This is a genomic window from Gimesia algae (assembly GCF_007746795.1).
In the GTDB taxonomy this organism is placed as follows: domain Bacteria; phylum Planctomycetota; class Planctomycetia; order Planctomycetales; family Planctomycetaceae; genus Gimesia; species Gimesia algae.
Genome location: NZ_CP036343.1, coordinates 7,264,292 through 7,285,322, shown reverse-complemented (window position 1 = coordinate 7,285,322; position 21,031 = coordinate 7,264,292). Strand labels below are relative to the sequence as shown.

The 21,031-nt window shown below is 50.5% G+C and carries 16 protein-coding genes; 9 read left to right on the top strand and 7 right to left on the bottom strand.

Features of this window, described 5'->3' with window-relative positions; genetic code table 11:
* The first annotated feature begins 426 nt into the window (after positions 1-426).
* Positions 427-876: a hypothetical protein gene (locus tag Pan161_RS27455; RefSeq protein ID WP_145231936.1), complete on the top strand. Its 450-nt coding sequence runs from the start codon at positions 427-429 to the stop codon at positions 874-876.
* A 399-nt stretch (positions 877-1,275) separates the two neighbouring features.
* Entirely contained in the window at positions 1,276-2,571 is a 1,296-nt protein-coding gene (locus Pan161_RS27450; RefSeq protein ID WP_197995561.1) for a transglutaminase-like domain-containing protein, read from the top strand.
* Between the two features lie 519 nt (positions 2,572-3,090).
* Here Pan161_RS27450 and rnc read toward each other — a convergent pair.
* A complete protein-coding gene (gene rnc / locus Pan161_RS27445; RefSeq protein WP_145231934.1) occupies positions 3,091-3,834 on the bottom strand; it encodes a ribonuclease III in 744 nt (247 codons plus the stop codon).
* 531 nt (positions 3,835-4,365) lie between these two features.
* Between rnc and Pan161_RS27440 the strand changes: the two genes are divergently transcribed.
* Positions 4,366-5,877: a Do family serine endopeptidase gene (locus Pan161_RS27440; RefSeq protein WP_145231933.1), complete on the top strand. Its 1,512-nt coding sequence runs from the start codon at positions 4,366-4,368 to the stop codon at positions 5,875-5,877.
* A gap of 202 nt (positions 5,878-6,079) precedes the next feature.
* Here the strand turns inward: Pan161_RS27440 and Pan161_RS27435 are convergent, their stop codons facing one another.
* Together Pan161_RS27435 and bioD are read right to left on the bottom strand one after the other, a co-directional pair.
* Positions 6,080-7,696, bottom strand: a complete 1,617-nt coding sequence (locus Pan161_RS27435) for a hypothetical protein (protein WP_145231932.1) — start codon at positions 7,694-7,696, stop codon at positions 6,080-6,082.
* Positions 7,697-7,816: 120 nt separating this feature from the next.
* A complete protein-coding gene (gene bioD / locus Pan161_RS27430) occupies positions 7,817-8,542 on the bottom strand; it encodes a dethiobiotin synthase (protein WP_145231931.1) in 726 nt (241 codons plus the stop codon).
* A 219-nt stretch (positions 8,543-8,761) separates the two neighbouring features.
* Here bioD and Pan161_RS27425 point away from each other — a divergent pair, with 219 nt between their 5' ends.
* Together Pan161_RS27425 and Pan161_RS27420 are read left to right on the top strand one after the other, a co-directional pair.
* Positions 8,762-9,859, top strand: coding sequence for a hypothetical protein (locus Pan161_RS27425; protein ID WP_145231930.1), 1,098 nt, complete (start codon positions 8,762-8,764; stop codon positions 9,857-9,859).
* 375 nt (positions 9,860-10,234) lie between these two features.
* Positions 10,235-11,068, top strand: a complete 834-nt coding sequence (locus tag Pan161_RS27420; protein ID WP_145231929.1) for an FHA domain-containing protein — start codon at positions 10,235-10,237, stop codon at positions 11,066-11,068.
* A gap of 225 nt (positions 11,069-11,293) precedes the next feature.
* Here Pan161_RS27420 and epsC read toward each other — a convergent pair whose 3' ends face one another.
* On the bottom strand, positions 11,294-12,229 hold the full coding sequence (gene epsC / locus Pan161_RS27415) for a serine O-acetyltransferase EpsC (protein ID WP_145231928.1): 936 nt from the start codon (positions 12,227-12,229) through the stop codon (positions 11,294-11,296).
* A 520-nt stretch (positions 12,230-12,749) separates the two neighbouring features.
* Between epsC and Pan161_RS27410 the strand changes: the two genes are divergently transcribed.
* Positions 12,750-14,033: an HD-GYP domain-containing protein gene (locus Pan161_RS27410; RefSeq protein WP_145231927.1), complete on the top strand. Its 1,284-nt coding sequence runs from the start codon at positions 12,750-12,752 to the stop codon at positions 14,031-14,033.
* Complete coding sequence (locus Pan161_RS27405; RefSeq protein WP_145231926.1) at positions 14,030-14,794, top strand: CPBP family intramembrane glutamic endopeptidase; 765 nt, start codon at positions 14,030-14,032, stop codon at positions 14,792-14,794. Before Pan161_RS27410 ends, Pan161_RS27405 begins: the two co-directional genes overlap by 4 nt.
* 23 nt (positions 14,795-14,817) lie before the next feature.
* Here the strand turns inward: Pan161_RS27405 and Pan161_RS27400 are convergent, their stop codons facing one another.
* Positions 14,818-15,510: a pilus assembly protein gene (locus Pan161_RS27400; RefSeq protein ID WP_145231925.1), complete on the bottom strand. Its 693-nt coding sequence runs from the start codon at positions 15,508-15,510 to the stop codon at positions 14,818-14,820.
* A 47-nt stretch (positions 15,511-15,557) separates the two neighbouring features.
* A complete protein-coding gene (locus Pan161_RS27395) occupies positions 15,558-16,100 on the bottom strand; it encodes a DUF2617 family protein (RefSeq protein ID WP_145231924.1) in 543 nt (180 codons plus the stop codon).
* Between the two features lie 307 nt (positions 16,101-16,407).
* Between Pan161_RS27395 and Pan161_RS27390 the strand changes: the two genes are divergently transcribed.
* Together Pan161_RS27390 and Pan161_RS27385 are read left to right on the top strand one after the other, a co-directional pair.
* Entirely contained in the window at positions 16,408-16,800 is a 393-nt protein-coding gene (locus tag Pan161_RS27390) for a BlaI/MecI/CopY family transcriptional regulator (protein WP_145231923.1), read from the top strand.
* Positions 16,787-20,110 carry a M56 family metallopeptidase gene (locus tag Pan161_RS27385; protein ID WP_145231922.1) on the top strand — a complete coding sequence of 1,108 codons (3,324 nt, stop codon included), beginning with the start codon at positions 16,787-16,789 and terminating at the stop codon, positions 20,108-20,110. Before Pan161_RS27390 ends, Pan161_RS27385 begins: the two co-directional genes overlap by 14 nt.
* Here Pan161_RS27385 and Pan161_RS27380 read toward each other — a convergent pair.
* Complete coding sequence (locus tag Pan161_RS27380; protein ID WP_232103521.1) at positions 20,091-21,026, bottom strand: TolB-like translocation protein; 936 nt, start codon at positions 21,024-21,026, stop codon at positions 20,091-20,093. The genes Pan161_RS27385 and Pan161_RS27380 overlap by 20 nt on opposite strands.
* Positions 21,027-21,031 lie beyond the last annotated feature (5 nt).

Sequence of the window (21,031 nt, the reverse complement as noted above, 5' to 3'; positions counted from 1 at the left end):
TCATGTTTTCAGTTGTTTACGACGAATTCTTTTCTGTGCACTATTAGAAGGGCTTCAGGGACGAAGGGCAGGGAGATCCTGAAAATGATGTGTCCAAAAGAGCACTCTCTGCTGTAATGCAGTCAGAAATGGTTCTGAGCTGGTCAGAGATGGTGCCGATTTTGTAAGGGAATCAAGCGGTTTTTCTCAGCAGGATATGTAAAAAAAAACATTCTTCGGGGATTGAGAACTTCCCTGCGCGTAGTCATTCCAGAAATGAAATGTTATGCTAGCACGCATCCAGCAAGCGATTTGCGCCGACAGTACCGCGATTCTCCCAGTGAGAGGTGCTGGGGACGGTGTTTCCTGACTGGATTCAGGCTCAATGCCCGAGGGTGTTCCTATATCAACTAACTAATAGACTTCTATTTAACCAAAGAATACACAATGGCTCGAAAGTCTCCCAGTCGTCTGGAAATGCGTCGTCAGGCGGAAGCCGCTGAAGCGGTCTCAAAAACATCTCCTAAGAAAAAAGCCCCTAAGAAGAAGGCGACCCGTAAAAAGAAGGCCGCCAAGGCTGAAGCGCGTCGCCGCTTATTCTGGGGTGTCTTTACGGGCAGTATGAAAGAGGAATCGCGTTTTTCCTATGACCAGCGAGATGCTGCCGTCGAACGGATCGAACAACTGCGGGCCAAAAACGCAAAGAAGCTCTACTTCATTCAACCAATTAAAGAAACTCTGGATGGAGAAGTCGTAGCCCCCAAAGTTCCCGTAGATGATGCTGATGATGTTGAGACAGAGGAAGTCGCCAAAGTCGAGGAAGATGATGTCGATGTGGTCGATGATGAAGTAGAAGAAATTGATGAGGTCGTAGATGATGACGAGGATCTGGACTAAATACCTGTTTTCAGACTCACTGAACTCGTTCTACAATACCCCCACCATTCAAGTATGAATTGTGGGGTTTTTCTTTGGGTAGCTTAACTGAGTGAATCGATCCTTGTGCGATAAGGCTTTCGGAAAATGGAGTTAAAAATTCCTCGAAAATGGATGTGGCAGTTCGTCATGATAACATGCCAGCGAAGCACGCTCTGTCTTCTGGCTCTCTTCGCTGCCTGTTCAGAAAATCCGGCTTCTGAAGAGAAGGTAACAGTTAAAGCATCCCAGCCGATATCAGACGAAGACAGCTGGAAAGTATTCTATATCAACGACCAGCGAGTGGGTTTTAGTCATTCCCGGTACCGAGTCATTGAAGAAAAGGGCTCCCAGGTTGTTATTTTCCAGCAGGATTCGCATATGGAACTGAAGCGATTCGGAAAACCACTGAGTCTGGAACTCCTGATGCAGACCAGAGAAAGCCCGAATGGTGATCTGCTTTCCTATCAGTTCAGCATCAAAAACCCGCCAGCTGATCCCACGATTTCCCAGGGGACTGTTGAAAACGGTGAGTTAAAGATTGATACGAGTGTCGCCAATCAGGTGCGGCAGTCAAAATTGAAGTGGCAGCCTACTTATCACTCGCCCAGCTACTTAGAACGAGTCTTTCGGAAATCGCCTCTGAAGCCGGGAGAGACGCAGTCATTTTCCATTCTGCTGCCGGAACATAATCAGGTGACGGAAGTGACGCTGAGCGCAAAAAAGTATGAAACCATTGAATTGCCTGATGGCTCCTCTGATCAATGCCTGCATGTGGTGATGCAAAAATCAGTGATGCCGGGGGTGAACTTTGATTTATACGTCAATGACGGTGGTGCAATCATCAAAGAATCGGCTGATTTTCTGGGAGCCACCATGGTGGGCTTTCAAGCGACTGAAGCAGAGGCATTGAGAAAAAAAACAGACAAGCAACTGGATTTCTCGGTGCAGGGGCTGATTAAGACTGATGCTGTCAAGAACATGCATAATACAGAGAAAGTTGTCTACCAGATTTCCCTGCCCGAAGGCGACCCTGCCAAGCTTTTTCCGAGCAGCGATCTGCAACAGGTTAAGCGACGGAACGAGCATCAGGCTGAGGTGACAGTTTTCCGGGCGGCAGTGCCGAAAGAGTTTCCCGAAAGTAAAGTGGATGCGGAGTATTTGAGTCCTTCCCAGTTTCTCCAGTCGGATGATCCACAAATCGTAAAGTATGCCGCAACAGCCGTTCAGTCGGAAACCGATCCCTGGAAGCAGGCCAGACTGCTTGAGAATTTTGTGTATCGTAACCTGAAGAAGAAGAATTTTTCGACGGCTCTGGCATCAGCCTCCGAGGTGGCCCGAAATATGGAAGGGGATTGTACGGAACATGCGGTTTTGCTGGCGGCTATGTTACGGGCACAGAAACTGCCTTCACGAGTCGTCGTCGGTTTTGTTTATATCCCTGCTGTTTCCAGCTTTGTCGGGCATATGTGGGTTGAGGTCTTTCTGGACCAACGCTGGATTCCCCTGGATGCAACCCTGGGGAAAGGGGGCATCGGGGGAGGCCATCTGAAAATGTCAGCTTCCAGCCTCACGGAGACGGCACCTGCTCCGCTGGAGATCTTCCTGCCTATCCTGCAGTCGGTGGGTAAGCTGTCTATCAAAGTCCTGGACGTTAGCATCCCTGCGACTCCCTGATCTGCCAGGTTTCCTTTTTCCGAAGCGTGTCACAGGTGTTCCCGGCCTTGTAAGTCTTACATTTTAGAGGACCCTTTTGCGGTTTTCTCATTGCAAAAATTGCAAACTTGATGAGGCTGAAAAATAACTTCAAAAATCGACTGATTCTAAATGCCTGTTTTAATAGTGTTTAAGAGTCGATTTCCAAAAACAGGTATCACTTCCAAAGTGATTGGCACGAATGCTGCTTTATTCTTGCTTCGGGTAAAGAGAGAGACCCAAAGAGTTTTGAAGAGTTGAGAGACTTCAAGATTCAAGAGAGAAGAGAGAGACAATCCCACCGACCCGTGGAGGCGGGTCTGCCCACCCTGGGCCATTCCAAAACATCATCCCCATCTTAGAGCCGAGAGAATTCCCGTATTCTCTCGGCCCTTTCTATTTACAGCCCCTGGTATTTTCAGTGAGTCGTATCTGCTTTATCAGCAGCGCATGCTGAAGCGAGATAAAAACCGGATTGATGACATGCCATGCTGCAGTGAATCAGTTCTGATCTGGCAGCGCAGGTAGTTCCCATTCTTCATCTTCTTCATTTTCGCGCAGGGCATTATAGGCGGCTCTTTGTTCGGCTTCCTTTTTAGTAGAGCCCCAGGCGGGTTCATATTTGTGCTCGCCTATAATCGCGGTCACTTTGAAGAACTTGGAATGATCCGGCCCTTTTTCGTCCAGAACTTCGTAAATGGGGGTCTGGGAAAACTTCTTTTGTGAGTATTGCTGTAACAGGCTTTTATAGTTGTAGCCATGGACTGAGCGGGAGGCTTTCGAATTTTCACGTTCGACGAGTGGATCCAGAAACTGATGTACTGGTTCAACGCCGCCATCCAGATAGATCCCGGCGATGAGCGCTTCAAACATCCCGGCGAGCAGAGATTCAGGCAGGGTCTCTGTCATGGCAAGTCCTTTGCCGACAAAGATAAAGCGGTCGAGGCCTTTTTCACGCGCCAGTCGGGTACAGGTGTTACGACTGACGACTGCCGACTTGATGCGTGTCAGTTCACCTTCAGGGGCATTGGGGAATTGATCAAACAGTTTTTCGCAGACAATCGAGCCGAGGATCGCATCACCCAGGAATTCCAGGCGTTCGTTGGAATCCATGCGGGTTTTGGCGGCGGATGTATGTGTCAGGCAGGATTTCAACAACTCACAGTCAACAAAGCGGTATCCCAGGTTTTGTTGACATTCTTCAAGCAGTTGATCGATCTCCGCGGGGCTGAGATCGTATTGCATACACGCCTCCCCTGGTAATGATGTCATCGAGGAATAGCAATGAGTCAATCGAAGAATTCTAAAGAAAGGGCCCGCGGAGAATTTTGACTGACCTTCGCTAAGTATAGAGAGATATTAACATTAGCGTCGATTTGAAGACAACGAAAAAGTCCTGTTTCGTGGAAATGGTCGAAAAATATTCAGGTTTACAGGAAAAACCCTGCCAGAATGACGCCTGGTGCTGAGTGGCAGAACCGTAAAACTCATCATTTTTTTTAAGCATTCCCAACACATCTGCGGGCGACTCTCGTAGTAAGGGCAGACCAGCCGCTTAATCAAATGAGCAAAAGTTGAACGATGTGTACACATCAGGATCCTGTATTTTCTAAATTGGAAAGGTGGGATCGCCGCAAGTTTTTCCATCAGCGTCATTTTGAAAGAGTCATATTTGGGGTTTGAGTCACATTTCCTATTTACTATTTAGTAGTAATTTTACAATTGAGATGGCCCGAGTCATAACTGCAAGCCATACACTGTAGGAGGGTAAGTTTAATGAAAGCGTTAACAGGAAATCGAAACTGGATGTTCGCTATTATCGCTAGCGCATGTCTGGTTGGCGCCGCGGTCGGAGTCGCTCAGAAAGATAAGAGTGCCGATCCGCCGACTGCAGCCAATATCCATGAGTTATCGAATGTATTTCGCGATATCAGTCGTCGGGCGATGCCCGCGATTGTTTCTATTGAGACCGTGAGCAAGACGTCTGAAGTCTCAGGTCAGAGAGTTATGCCGTTTGGTGATAATTCACCGTTACAGGAACTCTTCGAAAATGATCCCCGGTTCAAAGAGATGTTCAAGCAGTTTCAGAATCAAAATCAACCAAGACGGGCGCCTCGTCGGATGGGAACCGGTTCCGGGTTCATTATCAATAAGAGTGGCCTGATCATGACCAACTCGCACGTTGTGAATGGTGCCGACGTTGTCAAAGTGACTCTGAATGATGGTCGTGAATTCACTGCCAGTGATATTCGTACCGACCCCCGTTCTGACGTAGCTGTGATTCACATCGATGCACCCGACCTGCAGGCGATTCCCCTGGGTGACAGTTCCAAAATGGAAATCGGTGACTGGGTCCTGGCGATTGGTAACCCCTTCGGAATTGGTATGAGTGTGACCAATGGGATCATCAGTGCGAAAAGCCGAGGTCCCGGAATTAACGACCGTGAAGACTATCTGCAGACGGATGCAGCGATCAACCCTGGTAATAGTGGTGGCCCCCTGTTGAACCTGCGTGGCGAAGTCATCGGGATTAACACTGCTATCTCCAGCCGCAGTGGCGGATATGATGGTGTGGGATTTGCGATTCCTGTCAACATGGCTCGCTGGGTCTCCGGTCAGCTGATTGATAATGGGAAAGTCGAACGTGCATTCCTGGGTGTAGGCATTCAGCCGATCAGCAATGATCTGTCGAAGTCCTTCGATATCAAAGTGGGGCAGGGTGCCATCATTACCCAGGTCATGGAACAGTCTCCTGCAGCAGCAGCCGGTTTACAGACGGGTGATATCATCCTGAAACTGGCAGGTAAGGAAGTTTCCGGTCCGCGGAATCTGCAGGGTATTGTCGAGCAACTGGTTGTGGGTAAGACCTATGTCATGGAAATCTTGAGAGACGGTAAACACGTCAACAAAGATCTGACCATGAAAGCCATGCCCAACAGTTTCTCTGTCGCCAAGGATGAAAAGCCTCTGGAAGGTTCCAGCAAAGAGAAACAGAAAACCAGTGTCAATGAACTGAAACTCGAAGTTCAGCCTTTAACCGAAGAACTGGCTAATCAGTTAGGATATTCCAATGACGTGACAGGAGTCGTGATTACTTCTGTCGAACCTGGAAGTGCTGCTGAAGAAGCGGGTCTGACGAAAGGTATGATCATCGAAAAACTCGGGACAACTGAAGTCTCTACCATGGAACAATTCAATCAGGGATTGAAAGAAGCAAAAGGCAAAGACAGTGTTCTGCTGCTGGTGAGAAATCACAGCGGTGCCCGCTTTGTTGTGGTCCAGAAGTAGATTTCAGGATAGTGTACTCTCCTGAAAGGGGTATCTGGTGCAAGTCTTATCACTAAGGCTTGTGCCAGCCCCACAGCGGAAAGATTGTCCTCATAAGAAATTCCTCACCGCATCGTATGCGGTTCCGCGTGACGTCTCGGTGGTATTGCTGAAATACTGCCGAGACGTTTTTTAATGCGCGTCGCACTCGCGAGCAGATCCATCAGGTGGTTGGTTGTGGGTCTTTGCTGCCGGAGATCATGTCGGTTTGAATCTGACTGCTGTTAAATACAACTTCAATCAGAGTGGTCACCCCTTGATAAGATTGGGGATTGTAGCCTTTGCGGATCTGCAGCCGCCAGACGAGCTCCCCTTGTAAATCGTCAATACCCTGTTCGTTAGTGGCGACAAAAGTTTCGAAACTTTCCCCTGGTTTCAGTTCCTGAGGCTTCTTTTCCTGGTTGATATTCTGCCCTTTAATATTCCATTCCCAGGAGGGGGGCATGTCATACAGCAGTACCCGGTTACCGTCAGTCTGTTTCTGCTCCAGGCTGCTCAGAAAATTGTTGGCACGTAACTTTGCTTCGGGGTCGTTGCCGGAGACGCGGGTGAGCAGCAGTTTCTGATCGAGAGGTTCGAAGGTCTGGTCGTCTGAGACATTTTCGAATTTCAGGTAGAGCTTGAGTACATCCCCCGTTGGTTCGCGTGTCAGGCTGGTGTCACCTGTGTAATGTTCGAATTCCAGGGGGCCACGTGTTACACGGAGTGGCGTCACCAGAACATTTCCAAAACGTCGTCCCGGGCCCCCCAGTTGTAAGACATGACCGGGAGGCAGGGTCGCATTTTCAGGGACCAGCTGGAGCGCGATCTCATCATTTTTGATGGGTGGCTTGAGATCGGGTAGACTTTCCAGCTGATGGGGATCACCCTGATATTTGGCATACAGCAGCATCGCAAGCATGGCGGTGACTGCGATGGCATAGGTCAGCGTCAGCGTGAATACCCGTTTGGAGACTACTTTTTCTCTGCGGTAGCTGGGTGGGGTTGGCTGGGCTGCCGCTTCCTGAGAAGCAGAGACCGGCCCGGTGGTTTCTGTGTTGGTTTCTGTTTCAGTTGATTCAGCGGCGACTTCCTCAAGAGCGTTTCCGGCAGGCTGCTCTGGCTGGTCCACTGGTGAAGTTCCAGGGTCGGCAATTCCGCTCGTGCTTTCTTCTATGGCAGGTTCTGCTTCGTCCGATTCTGCAGTGGCTGCCTCCTCAGATGCGACCGCTTCCATTTCTGGCTCTGCGTCCGTTGAATCAGCAGCCCCGCCTGTCGTGTCTGGAACTTCAACTGTTTCCTCCGATGGTTCGATGTCGGTCGTCGTCGCTCCTGCAGTGTCGACGGCTTCTCCTTCTGCTTTTGGTTCTGCAACGTCCGGTTCCGCTGTTTCCGATTCGGACTCAGCACTACCGCCAGGTAGAAATGAGAAATTCGTAGCCGGTCGATCGGGTTGTTTTTTACTGCTTTTATTTTCGATGCCACCGGGAAGAAACGAAAACGGGGAAGCGGAATCGCTCTCGTTTTCTGAGGAACCTGGTTCGTCCGGCGCTGCGATGCCTGCCTCAGGGGGTGTCGGCTGGCTTTCGTCCAGTTCACTCGCGTTGGTAACTGGTTCGGGATCAACGGCTTCAACGGCGTTCGCTTCCTCTTCCAGATTTTCTTCTGAAACCAGAACAGGTTCATTGGATTCGGGGTCGACCTGCAGATGCATCTGGCATAGCGGGCACGCGACGATTTCTGAGACGGCTTCGATTTGGATGGAGCCCCCGCATGAGGGGCAATTCACTTCAATACTCATCCATTTCTCCGGTTAAATTCTGATAAGTTAGGGCTGTCGTGGAGGCAGGACCGGCGCTGGAGCATCCGCGGGCGGGATCCGGCGAGCAGACTGAGCAAATCTGGTACACGGGAGGACGATTCAGCGAGAATCCTGTGCTAATTGTATCCAGTCTATTCTGGCCTGAGTCTGATAGTGAAGCAAGTTCGACTGCCATTCAAAGGGGACAAAAGACAAAACGGGCACGCTTGTCCATTGTTGTATCCCGGCAGCGTTTGACAGACGCGACTCATCACTGAGAGTCGGATCGACATCATTCAGGATCAGTCCTGCGATACGAAGCCCGCGATTCTGCAAGGCCTCAATTGTCAGCAGACTGTGATTGATTGTTCCCAGTCCCGCACGTGCCACAATCAGCAGAGGCAGTTTGAGCTGAGCCGCGAAATCAACAATCAGCATGTGTTCTGAAAGGGGGCAGAGGACGCCTCCCACCCCTTCTACCAGCAGGAACTCTACCTGATCCTGCCACCATTGTGCCCCTTCCAGCAGAAGCGGTTCGTTGACCTGTTGGCCCTCACTGGCAGCAGCGACAGGGGGTGCCAGGGGCGCATGAAAACGTTGAGGGCAGATCCGCTCCATGGGGACAGACGTCTGTATGGCTTCAGACAACTGCTTGACATCAGGCCAGTAATGTGTGCCGGTCTCCTCGTCTTGCAGACTGCCGCTGCAGGCTGGTTTGTATGTCCCGGTTTGCACACCTTCTGCCACCAGCTGGCGGGCAATGGCGGCGGTGATATAGGTCTTGCCGACATCCGTATCGGTACCGACGACCATTAATCCGGGGATTTTTAATGAAAAAACGTCCACATTCCATTCCTCAAACCGATCAGGCAATTATGACTTTTACGGAACAACCGTTTGTCCCTGCTTGCGATCAGGCCTGCATCGCTTTTATGATTATACAGAGGAAACTGTGTACTGCAGCCATGACGTAGCCGGAAAATGCAGGCTTCTGTAGACAGACTGATCTTTTGAAACCCCCTTTTCAAGCAAACCGACGCAATTCCATAGAATTCAGAACGAGTCATGAAACGTAAAAAAAGTTCATCCAGCGGTGCGAGTCTGGATTCCCTGCTGGATACGATGACCAATGTGGTGGGGATCCTCGTAATTATGCTGACGGTAACTCAGCTGGGCGTAGGAGAAGCGGTCAATCGTATTAAAAGTGCTATTACCGAAGAGGATATGGAACGCGCTGATCAGAAGGTCGCCGAGCTGGATGAGTTATTGAAGCTTGAGAAAGAGCAGCTGGAAACCGTGAAAGAATTGACTGCCGATAAAAAGACGGTCAATCCGGATGAGCAGAAAAAACTGGCAGAAAAGCTGAAGAAAGAGCTGGAGAAATTAAAAGAGATCCAGGTGAATATCGAGAAATTGAAGAAAGATATTGCCGAACGCGATAAGCAGGTCAAATCACTCGAACAAAGCATTGTCACCAAAGAGACGGAGTTGGCAGACATCAAAGCCAAACTGGCAAAAACTCCGGATCCGGGGCCCACGCCGAATGCCAAGATTGTGAATCTACCGAATCCTCGCGATGCACCAAAAGAGGCCCGGGCCATCGATTATGTCTGCCGACACGGTCGGATTATGCGTGTTGATATTCCCCTGTTACAGAACCTGGCTCTGACGGCGATCGCTCAGAGTCGGCTCGTGACGGCGCCGGAGCAGGCGATCGATTGCGACAAACTGGTCAACGTGTTCGAGAAGAAGAATGTCGGCAATCGTGACTGGAGGATTAAACTGAAACCCGTAGGGGGAGTACCTTATCTCGTACTGGAATTACGCGATGGCCGCGGGGATACTTCAGAGCGCCTGCGTAAATCATCGGCTCTGTTTCGTCAGGAACTGCAGAAGATCAATCCGCGGATCTTCTATCTGAATTTTCGAGTCTGGTCAGACAGTTATGATACGTACCTGGTGGCGCGGGAATATGCGGATCAGAAAGATGTGATGGCCGGCTGGTCTGCTTTGGATGGGAATTCCGAGTTCCGGGTTCCCCTGGGGGGGAATCTTAAGTTGACGTGCGAAGGTTACAAACCGCCTCCTGCTCGGCCGGCTGCGCCTGAACCCGATTTGCCACCTCCGACGGAGCGTAAACTCCCGGGCACGAAAATCGACTGAATCCAGCAACTGAACGCATTGGTACCGCTGTTTTGACAGGTCCACAAAGCCGCCTGGAATTGCGAATTCGAGGCGGCTTGAGGTGTTTCCTTTATTAACAAGGATCTACAAAACCTCTGACGGGAAAAAGCTGTGCGATTTGCCTGTATTGACAGTGGCGGGGTGTGGTTTGCGCTTCCTATTTTTACTAATCACTACAAACTCTGGCTGTTGTCGTAGTGACAATCATCAACGGTTTTTGATGCTAAAGTAACTGGAACGTTTTCTCATGCTGTCCTCAATAGACGGTCGATTCAGTGTTGTGTGGCCCTGAAAAAAGGGTACTGAGGAATTAAAACGTTCCTGTCTCAACATGAGGTTGAAAAGTCTGTGGTCATGGAATCTTCACCCCGGTATTCACTGGAAATCAAAAAGGGAAAAACCAGTTTTCCCGTACGGCCTGTGTCAGGTGGCCGTCTGACGATTGGAGCAGGTTCCTGCTGTGGTCTTCAGATCACCGGTCGAGAGATGCCGATACTGCATTCCATAATCCATGTCGAAGACGAAGTGCCCCGGATCGAAGCCATGGTTTCTCAACCCCAACTGTTATTGAACGGGATCCCACTGCGTACCTCAGAACTGTCCGATGGCGATCTGATCACAATCGGGCCCATCGAATTTGTATTTTGTCAGTCCAGACCACATACAGCAACGAGCATTTCCACTGCTGGCTTATCTGGCTCGCCGCTTCAGACGAGCGCACCAATCACTCCAGATAAAAAAAGAGATCACTCTATGACCAAAGAAACTACTCTGCAGGACCTGTCTGCGTCCGAACTTGTTGACCTGATCGAACAGGATTTTCATCTGATTGAGAAATATGAATCACGTCGAGAACAGGGGGCCGCTGCCTTGCTGTCTCAGCTTCATCAGTTGAACGAGGAGCAGGAAGAACAGGAATTCCAGCAGGAGTCACTTTCTGAGCAGGAACAACTGGTCCTGTTAGCAGATCTCGAATCCATGATGCAGGATCTGACACGTTTCTCAGAAGAACTGCATCAGCGGGCCGATCAGTTATCCAGCCGCGAAAAGCAATACGAAGTGGCTGCCGCTTCGTTACTGGAAACCCAGGAGAAACTGGCCTCACAACTGGACCGGACACTGGACCATGTGGGATCGATCAAACGGGATCGCGATGCAGATGACGGCCCTCAGCGGGCGATTGCCTGAACCAGCCAAAGACATTAACCAGTCCTGTGTGCGATCAGACTTCTGATTCACACAGGATTTTTTTACGCCCGTACAGAACCGGGAACAGTCAGTTCGCTGGATGACTGGCAGGTTATGACTGCGTGTGGGGAGTGCATTCAAGGCGACCCGGTCCGGATTACGATAGACGAACGGGGGGAGTCTGATTGATGAATTACCTGGGAAATCCTGAAACGTTGCCTCGGATCAGGAAGCTTCGCGAAACCGGAGCGACGGTTTTTCGATGGTGACAATCGTATTGGGCAGCACGCTTTTCATCAGCGAGACACTTGCGCCGATGACGGCATCCTGGCCAATCACGGTATCGCCTCCCAGAATCGTGGCATTGGCATAAATCACCACACCCTTTTCAATGGTGGGATGCCGCTTCTGATCACGAATGATGCGACCTTCAGAGTCTTTGGGGAAACTCAATGCCCCGAGGGTGACCCCCTGGTAGACTTTCACGTTTTCCGCGATCTCGCAGGTTTCCCCAATCACGACACCGGTACCGTGATCGATAAAGAACGAATGTCCGATGGTGGCACCCGGGTGGATATCAATTCCGGTTTGTGCATGCGCCCATTCCGACAGCATGCGAGGGATGATGGGGACTTGTAGTTTGTACAATTCATGGGCGATCCGGTAAATGGTAATCGCTTCCAGCCCGGGATAGCAGAAGATGATTTCATCAAAGCAGGTCGCAGCCGGGTCACCGTCCAATGCCGCCTGAACGTCAGTGGAGAGGGCACGCCTGATTTCCGGAATCATTTCCAGAAACTGGATTGTCTTCTGCTGACCTTCGGCTTCGAAATCAATCTGGTTGAGCTTCTCGCAGTCGGCACCATGTCTCTGCACATGCTGATGCCTTAATGCACGACCGATTTGCAGAGTCAGGATATCATGCAGGGAATCGATGATGTTTCCTACATGGTAGGTTACATTGCCCAGATGCAGATTCTGACGACGACTGTATCCCGGAAAAATGACGTCTTTCAGTTCCTGAGCCGCTTCAATGACGGCGTCCTGGCTGGGAAGCGGGCAATGGCCTAAATGATGAATCGTACCAATTTCATGATAGGTTTCGACGATACGATCTGTCAGTTCAGGGAGCCGCTCTTTTTGCCGGAAATCCGTAGCCATGAGAATTTACCTGCTTGTCATCGGGAAATGGGTGTAAATGCTGTGACCTGTGGTCAGCGCCTGAGATCAAGACAAGCCTTGATCATTAAAAGTTCTGTATCTTGCCTCAATTGACGGGTTTCTTTCCTGAATTCTATGCTTGCCGACGAAAAGTCTACAAGTAGACAACGGAAAAAATGCCTTCTCTAGTTTCAAATCGGCGTCTGAATGACTGGAAATTGAGCAATTCTGATATTCCTGACTGCCGTCGCAAAGAATACGTCGTTCATACGGGGAGCAGCTTGCCCGCCTTCTGTCTGGTTCTGTTCAGCTCCGCTGCCCTGATATTGTGTAGAAATACTCTAAGTGCCATTTTAGAAACGGGATAGGCGTATTCGCTTCGGTAATTTACCCAACCTGAATTTCCTCAATCGGTTCAATCCCTCTCTCACAATACGCCGATAGAAAACAGAGTGAGGGACTCTGATCTGTCGGGTTCCCACTACGTAGTGTGCCAAGCTTTTTCCGACAGGGATGAATCGTGACGAACTCTACCCGACTGTTGCGCTGGCTGACGCCTCCTGTTCGACAGGAGCGTGATGACTGGACATTGCTGCGCTCCTGTGCGGACAGCCCGGAACTGCTGGCTGCCGATTCCGACGCATTACGCGCATTGCGGATTTCCTATCGCGAGTTGAACCAGCAGAATCAGGAATTAAAGATTGCGCCGCAGCACAAAGCTTTGATTCAGCTCCAGGCCCGCGTGCAGGTCATACTGCTCCGCTGCCGCCTGTATCTGGACGCACGCCCCACACATCCTGTTACTCAAACACAGCAACCGATCCTGACGCGCATTCTGGATTACCTGCGTGAAGAACAACGGTATCTCCGCCAGCAGTTGCTGCTTTCGCAAACGACAGAGCATTATGTCAAACAATTGAAACTGGCAACTCAGGATATCTGGACGAAAACGTACTGCAGTCCGAATCTGCTGTTGAATCTGATCCGCAAAATCAAAAATGATGACGCACACCTGCATCAGCCGGGCGAATTCCTGTTCGCCTCACTCAGTGATATTCAGGAATCGATCAATCTGCAGAGACAGGATGCCGATTTGTCTGTGTACCTGAGGGGGCTGGAAACCGCACGATTAATTTTCTTCGTCAGTCGCAAGATGACTGCCTGGCAGGAAAGTTGTGAACTGCTGATGATTGCCGGCCTGTTACATGATCTGGGCTGGCAGATGCTTAAGCCGCAGAAAAATGTTCGCAGCGACCAGTTAAAAACGAACCAGACAGAAATCGAGCAGGGACATCCCGTGCTTGGTGCGGCGTTGCTGGGCGGACTGCGTGGATTTCCAGGCGACTCTTACCTGACGGAAATCATTTCACAGCATCATGAGCGTCTGGATGGAACAGGCTATCCCCGGGGGCTGCATACTTCTGCATTGGGTGAATATTCACGTCGACTGGCCGTGGTCTGTCGCTTTCTGGAATTAAAGAATATCGAACGTGAACTGACGGCGGACGGCATCCGGACTTATGAACGTGAAGAAGTTGCCTTCGCAGCGGCGCTGCAACTCTTTCGGGAATCCCGTCGCGGGGAGTGGGATGAGACAGTTGTCGACCAGTTCCTGTCTGCTGTGGATGAAAGCCTGTTAGACGTGCTGGTAGAAACCGATCGGCACAACGACCCGTTCACGCTCAAACGATTCCAGCAACAACGTCGGGATGAAGCTCACGAGCCGATACCACCACCACATTTTTCGATGGATTCTTCTACTACTGAACCCGCCAACCTGACTGAAAACCATTCTGAGTCATGACGCAAAAAAACAACTCGCAAAGCGAGCTGGCTCTTACCGAGAGCACGTACTGGCGTGAAGCACGACAGCCTCTGGCCTGTCTGGTGTTTCTGGCGCCGTTACTGTTGATTTACGAATGGGGTGTACTCTCCATGGGGGGCAACCAGCCGGAACTGCTCCGTAACGGCGCAGATTACTGGATGCGCAGCGGGCTCTCGCAACTCGGTTTTACGCAGACCTTTCTGCTGCCTTCGCTGATCGTGGTCACGCTGCTGTTATGGCATGTCTTCTGTAAACATCCCTGGAAGATCTCGGGTGAAACATTGGTCGGCATGTTTGCAGAAAGCCTGCTGTTTGCCTTTTGCCTGATTGTCTTAGGGCAGATGCAGGATCTGGTATTTCAGCAGCTGCCTCAACCGACATTGATGTTTATTGAACGCGAGTCCGCTTCGCGGGTCGTCAGTTTTGTGGGTGCGGGTGTCTATGAAGAGGTCATGTTTCGCCTGCTGTTACTGCCGATCTGTTATCTGATCTTTCGCGGGATGCTGCTGGAAGTCCGCTCCTCTGCGATTATGGCAATCATCTCGACCAGCCTGATCTTTTCGCTGGCACATTATGTGGGTGCCTCGGGCGACCAGTTCTCCGTCTTCAGTTTTACATTTCGTACGGTTGCGGGACTGTTCTTTGCCGGCCTGTTTTTTCTGCGGGGCTTTGGGATCACCGTCGGTGCGCACGCGACCTACGATATTATTGTCGGTGTGATGCTCGAAACGACGGTCTGAGTTCTCAGAGCCTGTGTCAGAACCTACCAGAATCGATAGTAGCTGCCACGCCCATAGCCGGTATTCCAGCCGGACTGGAACACAATACTGCCGTACAAAGTCGGGCGATAAGGCCAGACACCGCAGTAGTAGCCGTAAAATCCTGAATTGGCATAACCATAGTACGATCCGGGAGCAGCGAAGTAGGATCCTCCGTACGGCATATAACTGCCCCAGAGTGGGGTATAGCTGCCCATGTAAGGCGTGTAATTCCCGTAGTAAGGGACATAATTCGAGATGACATTGCCCGAGTACGGCGAACAGTAGCAGGACGAGTATGCGCTCCAGGAATTACAGACTGGTCGGCGGTAGAACGAACTGCCCGCCCAGGAATATCCGACGCCGGCGGGATAGTGGTTGATGCCATAATAGCCGGGGCGGTAATAGCGATACCCGGCGACCGCGGCATAAGGTCGATAGCGGTAGTTATAACGGCGGGCGCCATATCCGTAGTACGTGGAGCGGTAATTCGAATAGTTTCGCGAGTAGCCCGTCGAATAGCGATAACTCGAGTACCGCGGAGAACGTCGATAGACTGACGATGCAGACGGGCTGTGATAGCGGGAAACAGAAATCGGCCGCGCGGCGATCGCGGGAGAAGTTTCCAGGGCAGCCAGCGCCAACAGGCAACTGCCGAGTACAAGAGTTCGCATTGTTAATTTGTAATAGTCGGTCATGATTTCGGTTTCCCGTCTTCCATGACGTTGATCAAAAAAATCTTTGCTTAAAACTCAAACAGAGATTGCGTTTTTACCACAGCCAGTTCATCCGGAAAGGTGTGAAACGCATGAATCAGTAAACTGGTCTGGTTGGCTTCATAGTCGATAATGCTCAAGGCCCCCGGTGTCAGGCGGCTTTCTGAAATAAAGTGGTATGCCAGGTCGGCACGCTGCGCGTCCATCAAATATTCTTCATGGACATTTTTAAAGATGGTGTAATCCAGTTCTTCCAGTTGATAGCTGACCTGGTAATACAGGTCCGATTCAAGCTGCACGGAATCAGAACGACAGCCCCGCACCGGCTTTTCCAGTAAGCGTTTCTGGCTGGGGAGTGGATTCTGAAACGAGGTCAGAATCTCACAAACTGATTTTCCCTTGTGCTGAATACAGGCAATATGACCGGTTTCACAAACTTTTAAGACCGCGGAGAAGTTCTTCTGTTTGATTTCTGCCGTGGCGCAAGTCGTATAAAGTTCCGGGTGTATGGAACGCCCTATCAAGCGAAAGATTAGATCATTAACCTTCGGTCGGGCGGATCGGACATTCATTATCGTAAATCCAATAAATGGAAATTGGTATCTCGTAAATACTTATGATCCAAGTTTATTATGCGTTCTTAAAACAGAATCGCCTCTGCTTTGAATCATCCCTCGATTCTAAGCGATCAGGAAACCAATTCCAAACATGGTTTGCTAAGAATTTCCAACTCCCTCCCTATTTTTCAGAACGCTGATTTTGGAATTGACTTTGGGAGGGAATCCACTCGCCAAAAATCAAATTATTTCAGACTGCGATTGACTCAAGTACAAATGTAATTAAACTGTCGCAATTACACTTGTACTTGAAGGAGCAGGGATGACAGAACGGCCCGCATTATCCAAGGGGGAAATGGAAATCGCCCGCGCCTTATGGGAGCTGAAACACGCGACGGTCCGCGAAGTATTCGAATCGTTTCCCGCATTGCGTGGAATTGATTTCACGACCGTCCAGACCTATCTGCGCCGTCTGGAGAAGAAGGGGTATGTGAACGTCAAACTTGACGGGCGAACCCGCGTGTATTCACCCCGCGTCAAGCCACGCACGGTGATTCGCGAAACCGTCGATGATCTGGTAGACCGACTGTTTGCCGGCGAGACGTTCCCGCTGATGCAACATCTGATCGAAGATCGTCAGGTCAGTCGTGCAGATCTGGATGCGTTGAAGTCTTTACTGGACCAGTTGACGGAGGAACGCGATGCAGCCGACTGACGTTTCTATATTCTCGCTGGTGTGGCAGCAGTTCTGGCAATGCTCGGTGCTGGTGCTGATGGTTTATCTGATCTGTCGACTGGTGCGTTTCAGGCGTTCGCATTTGACATGTCTGCTCTGGTTGATCGTGCTGCTGAAATTTATCACACCTCCTGTCTGGAACAGTACCACTGGCCTGTTCTGCTGGATTCAAACGGGATTGCCTGCCGAAGTTTCACCCGATCTGCCGCCAGCGAAACCGGAGTTGCTGACGCGCACCGAGTCCATTCGTCTGCTGACCGGAGACGACATGAGAAAACTGCCCGACGTCACAGTAAACCCGGATTTTAAGGTGACGATCCATGAGAACGAAACTTCGCGGCAGACTCCTGTCCATTTAGATACTGCTGCGATTCCTGTGAAATCCACTGCTGAAAACATCATGCGGCCTCCGGTTCGCGATTCCTGGCAGGAGATCGGCGTGAGGGTCTGGGTGACAGTGGGTGTTCTGATTGCGACTGTAATGCTGGTGCGCTATCTGCGCTGCTGGCACATCATTCGACGGGCGGGAGAACAATCGCATCCGGAGTTGAATCGGTTATTAGAACGACTGTGTGCAGAATTAAAATTGAAACGCCGTGTGCGGCTGCTGATTACTCACAGTCGGATGGGACCGGCGGTGATTGGCCTGTTGCGTCCGACAATCATTCTTCCGACCGCGATTTTAGAGGGACGCTCACTGGCAGAACTGGAGCCGGTGCTGGCGCACGAACTGATTCATATCCGCCGAGGCGATCTGTGGATTGGTCTGCTGCAACTGCTGGCGTCGGTGGTGTGGTGGTTTCATCCGCTGGTCTGGTTCACGGGCCGCCGCTTGAAATTCGAAATCGAACAATGCTGTGATGAGGAAGTGCTCGCCGAACTGAACTGCGACCCCAGACAGTATGCCGCCTGCCTGCTGGAGATTCTGGAGTTGAAGCAGACGTTAACAGCGGTCCCCGTAGTGCCGGGCGTGCGTCCGGTGGAAATTACTTCAAAACGACTGGAGCGAATTATGCGACTCGGACAAGGATGTCAGAAGCGAACCCCCTGGTGGTGCTGGATGATTTTTGTAACGCTGGCAGCAGTGGTGCTGCCGGGCGCCGCGTTTGTGGTGTCGGCTGCGGATCAGGCTGAAGAGAGTACAGAGGCGGAAGAAGTTCAATCTGAGATAACTCCAACTGTAGACTCAAAAAAGCAAACGCAGACACCAGGGGTTTCGGATGTAGATAAGCGTAAGACCGATTCAAGCGAAGTGCCATATCTATCCAGTGAAATTGATATCCCTGATCTGGTCGCTCAAATCAGCAAAAGACGCACACATACGATTAAAGATTTGATGGACAGGGCGAGAAACGTAGTTGGTGTCATGCGGGCAAAAGATTTTTTGATTGAGCAGATCAAAATGCAGATCGCGGAACTGCCTGAACAGGAACCAGACAGAAAGCGGAATGAGCTTGTTGGATTACATCCCTTCTATTTTGAAACATTGCAAATACCGCTGCGGGATGAACGGAAGCAATATTATATCAGAAAAATTAATACCTGGTTCATCATCGACCAGGATCAACTGAATATCAATTCTGCCGACCCGGAGTACCACCGGCGAGTTGAGCAGGCACTGGTGAAACTGAGAGAGAGTGAATTCACGAATCTTAAAATCACGCCCACTCTCGTTTCTGTTTCCCAGCGTGTGCTGCAGGATTATCTGCTGAAACGCAAGTCAATGAAAGTGTTTACCCGCAAACAGACCGTGAAGAAGATGTATCTGGATTTACGGAACGTGATCTGGAATGAACCGGAGCAGGTCAGCTATGACGATCTGGTCTGTGATGTACTGGATCTGGAGCGCAGTCGAGATTTGATGTTGAGATTTCTGTCGACGCCACATGCGAAAGTGGTATTTGTTCCTTCGGTGATTCTGGAGCCAAAGCAGTCGGCGACGATTGCCAGCAAAATTAGACTGCTCAAAGGGATGGATGCCAACTCCCTCTGGTGGAACACTGGGGAGGGAGGTTATGGCGTCAGTATCGATCTGCAATCGGGAATCTCCGATCAAACCGGTGATGTTCGACGCGACATGCTCAATTATAAACTGACCTTTTATCAGATTGACGGTGAGACTCGGATCAAAGCAGGCGATAATGGGGAAGAGCGACAGGTTCCCCTGATCAGTCAGCAACACTATAAGGATGCGATGTTATTAAAGGCGGGAGAAACACTGCTTGCCGGTGGGTTTCGGGTTGAGTCTAAAGCAGACGAAGAGCCCGAGGTCTTGCTGGTCATGTTGCAGGCTGAGCAGGAAAGCGTGGAGCAGGAGTCGCTAGCTGAACGGCTCAGGATGGGAGAAGGTGTAAATAGCGAAGCCGGTGTTTCAGGGAAGATACAACTGGATGAATCCCAGTTTAAAGACAGTCTGGTTACAATTTCGTACCTTGTCGGGGATCTGGTGTTGCCGATTCGACGACATGTGATCGTAGATTCACAGAAACAACAGGTTAAAGCAGATCAGCCCCGATTCGAACCGTTGATTGAACTTATTCAACTGAAAGTCACACCAGAGGTATGGGGAGACCTCCGGAAAACGGGGTGCTCGATCCGGCCCTATAGCAAGACCCTCTCACTGATCATTCGAGCGAAGCGTTCGACCCACGATCAGATCGCAGACCTGCTGACTAGAATCAGGAACTTTCAGGACCAGATGGTCCCTGTTGAGTTCAATCTGTTTTCTACAGATGATATACAAAAATGGTATCAATACTGGAATACTTCTGGTTCAGCTGAGTTGAAGCGATTGTCGGATAAAATTCAAACGGAAGATCTCAATCAGGGAATGCTCTTGAATGCACCAGAATCAGAGATGATCCGGCATTTAGTCAAGCAGCCCGGTTTAATTGACCTGAATCAGTTTGGTATTAAATTGGCATTATTCAACCGCCAGTCAGCGGAATTTGATTTCAGCAGTCGAATTCACGAAAAAATTCAATCTGACTGTCGAATTCAATTCCGACCCGTGATTAAATCGAAGGATCAGATACAGATTTCAATGGTGATCAATGCAGATCAGGCTGAAGACCCATTAGCGAATCTCAAGAGCATGACCATACCGAAAGGGAATGCAATGCTGGTTGACGTTACAGATCAGTTAACGGGCCAGGAAACACCGTTAATGCCATACGAATTAATCAGTCAGGGAAAGAAGCGGACTCGTTTTTTTCTGTTAGTTTCACCAAGTGAGAAAATCACGATGACAGAACCTTTCAGAAATCAATTCACTCCCCCGTCCCGCTGACGTTGAACAGCAGGCTTTGACCGTCGGGAGTGAAGCACACATCGCCGATGATGGTACCGTTCAGTTTGATGTCGATAGGGGCGGGCGGTTTGTCTTCTGCTGGGTTGAACTGCATCAGCTGTCGTGGCTGGGCTCCGGCGGCGAAGACGATTTTTTCGCCCGAGGGATGCCAGGCGATGTCGGCGTAGGGGGCTGCTTTGTTCGAGTAGTGGACTTTGTAGCCCTGTTGTTTGCCGGCGGCATTCAAGGTGGCAATTTCGTAAGTGGATTCGTTCGCGTTGCGACCTTTGAAACAGAGCCAGTTACTGTCGGGCGACCAGGTCATGTTCCAGTAAATCGACGTGTAGGGGCTTTCTCCTGCCGGGAAGAGATCTGTTTTTGTGCCCTCGATCAGATCGTAGACACGGATATTGGCTTTGTTTCCTGAGCGGAAGGTATAGGCAATCTTTTTACCGTCGGGCGACCATTGTGCGCCCCAGCCTCCTTCTTCGATCATTTCGCGGTGTGAACCGTCGGCGTGCATCAGGGCGGCCCCGGATGGAGAGATTTGTGAGAAGGCAAGCCGATTACCGGCGGGCGACCAGCTGGGCATGACACCGGAGCCGATGGCTGCGATGTTCGTGCCGTCAGCATTGACAGCAATGATTTTGCCGTCAGAAAAGTTCTCGCCATCTTGTGATTTCCTGCCGTCAAAGGCCAGTTTCTGGCCGTCTGGGGAGAACGTGGGTGAGCCGGCGGTATAGTAATCGCCGGGGACGAGAAAGAGTTTCGCTTCACCTCCTTCTGATGGCGCGGTATAGAATCGCACGCGTTTGACGCTTGCATCTTGTTCGTCGGCGGTGAGGGGGGACAGGTTGAAGGTCAGTAACAGAACTGCACTCAGAATGAATAAGCTGACTGGTTTGAACATGCGCATGTTGC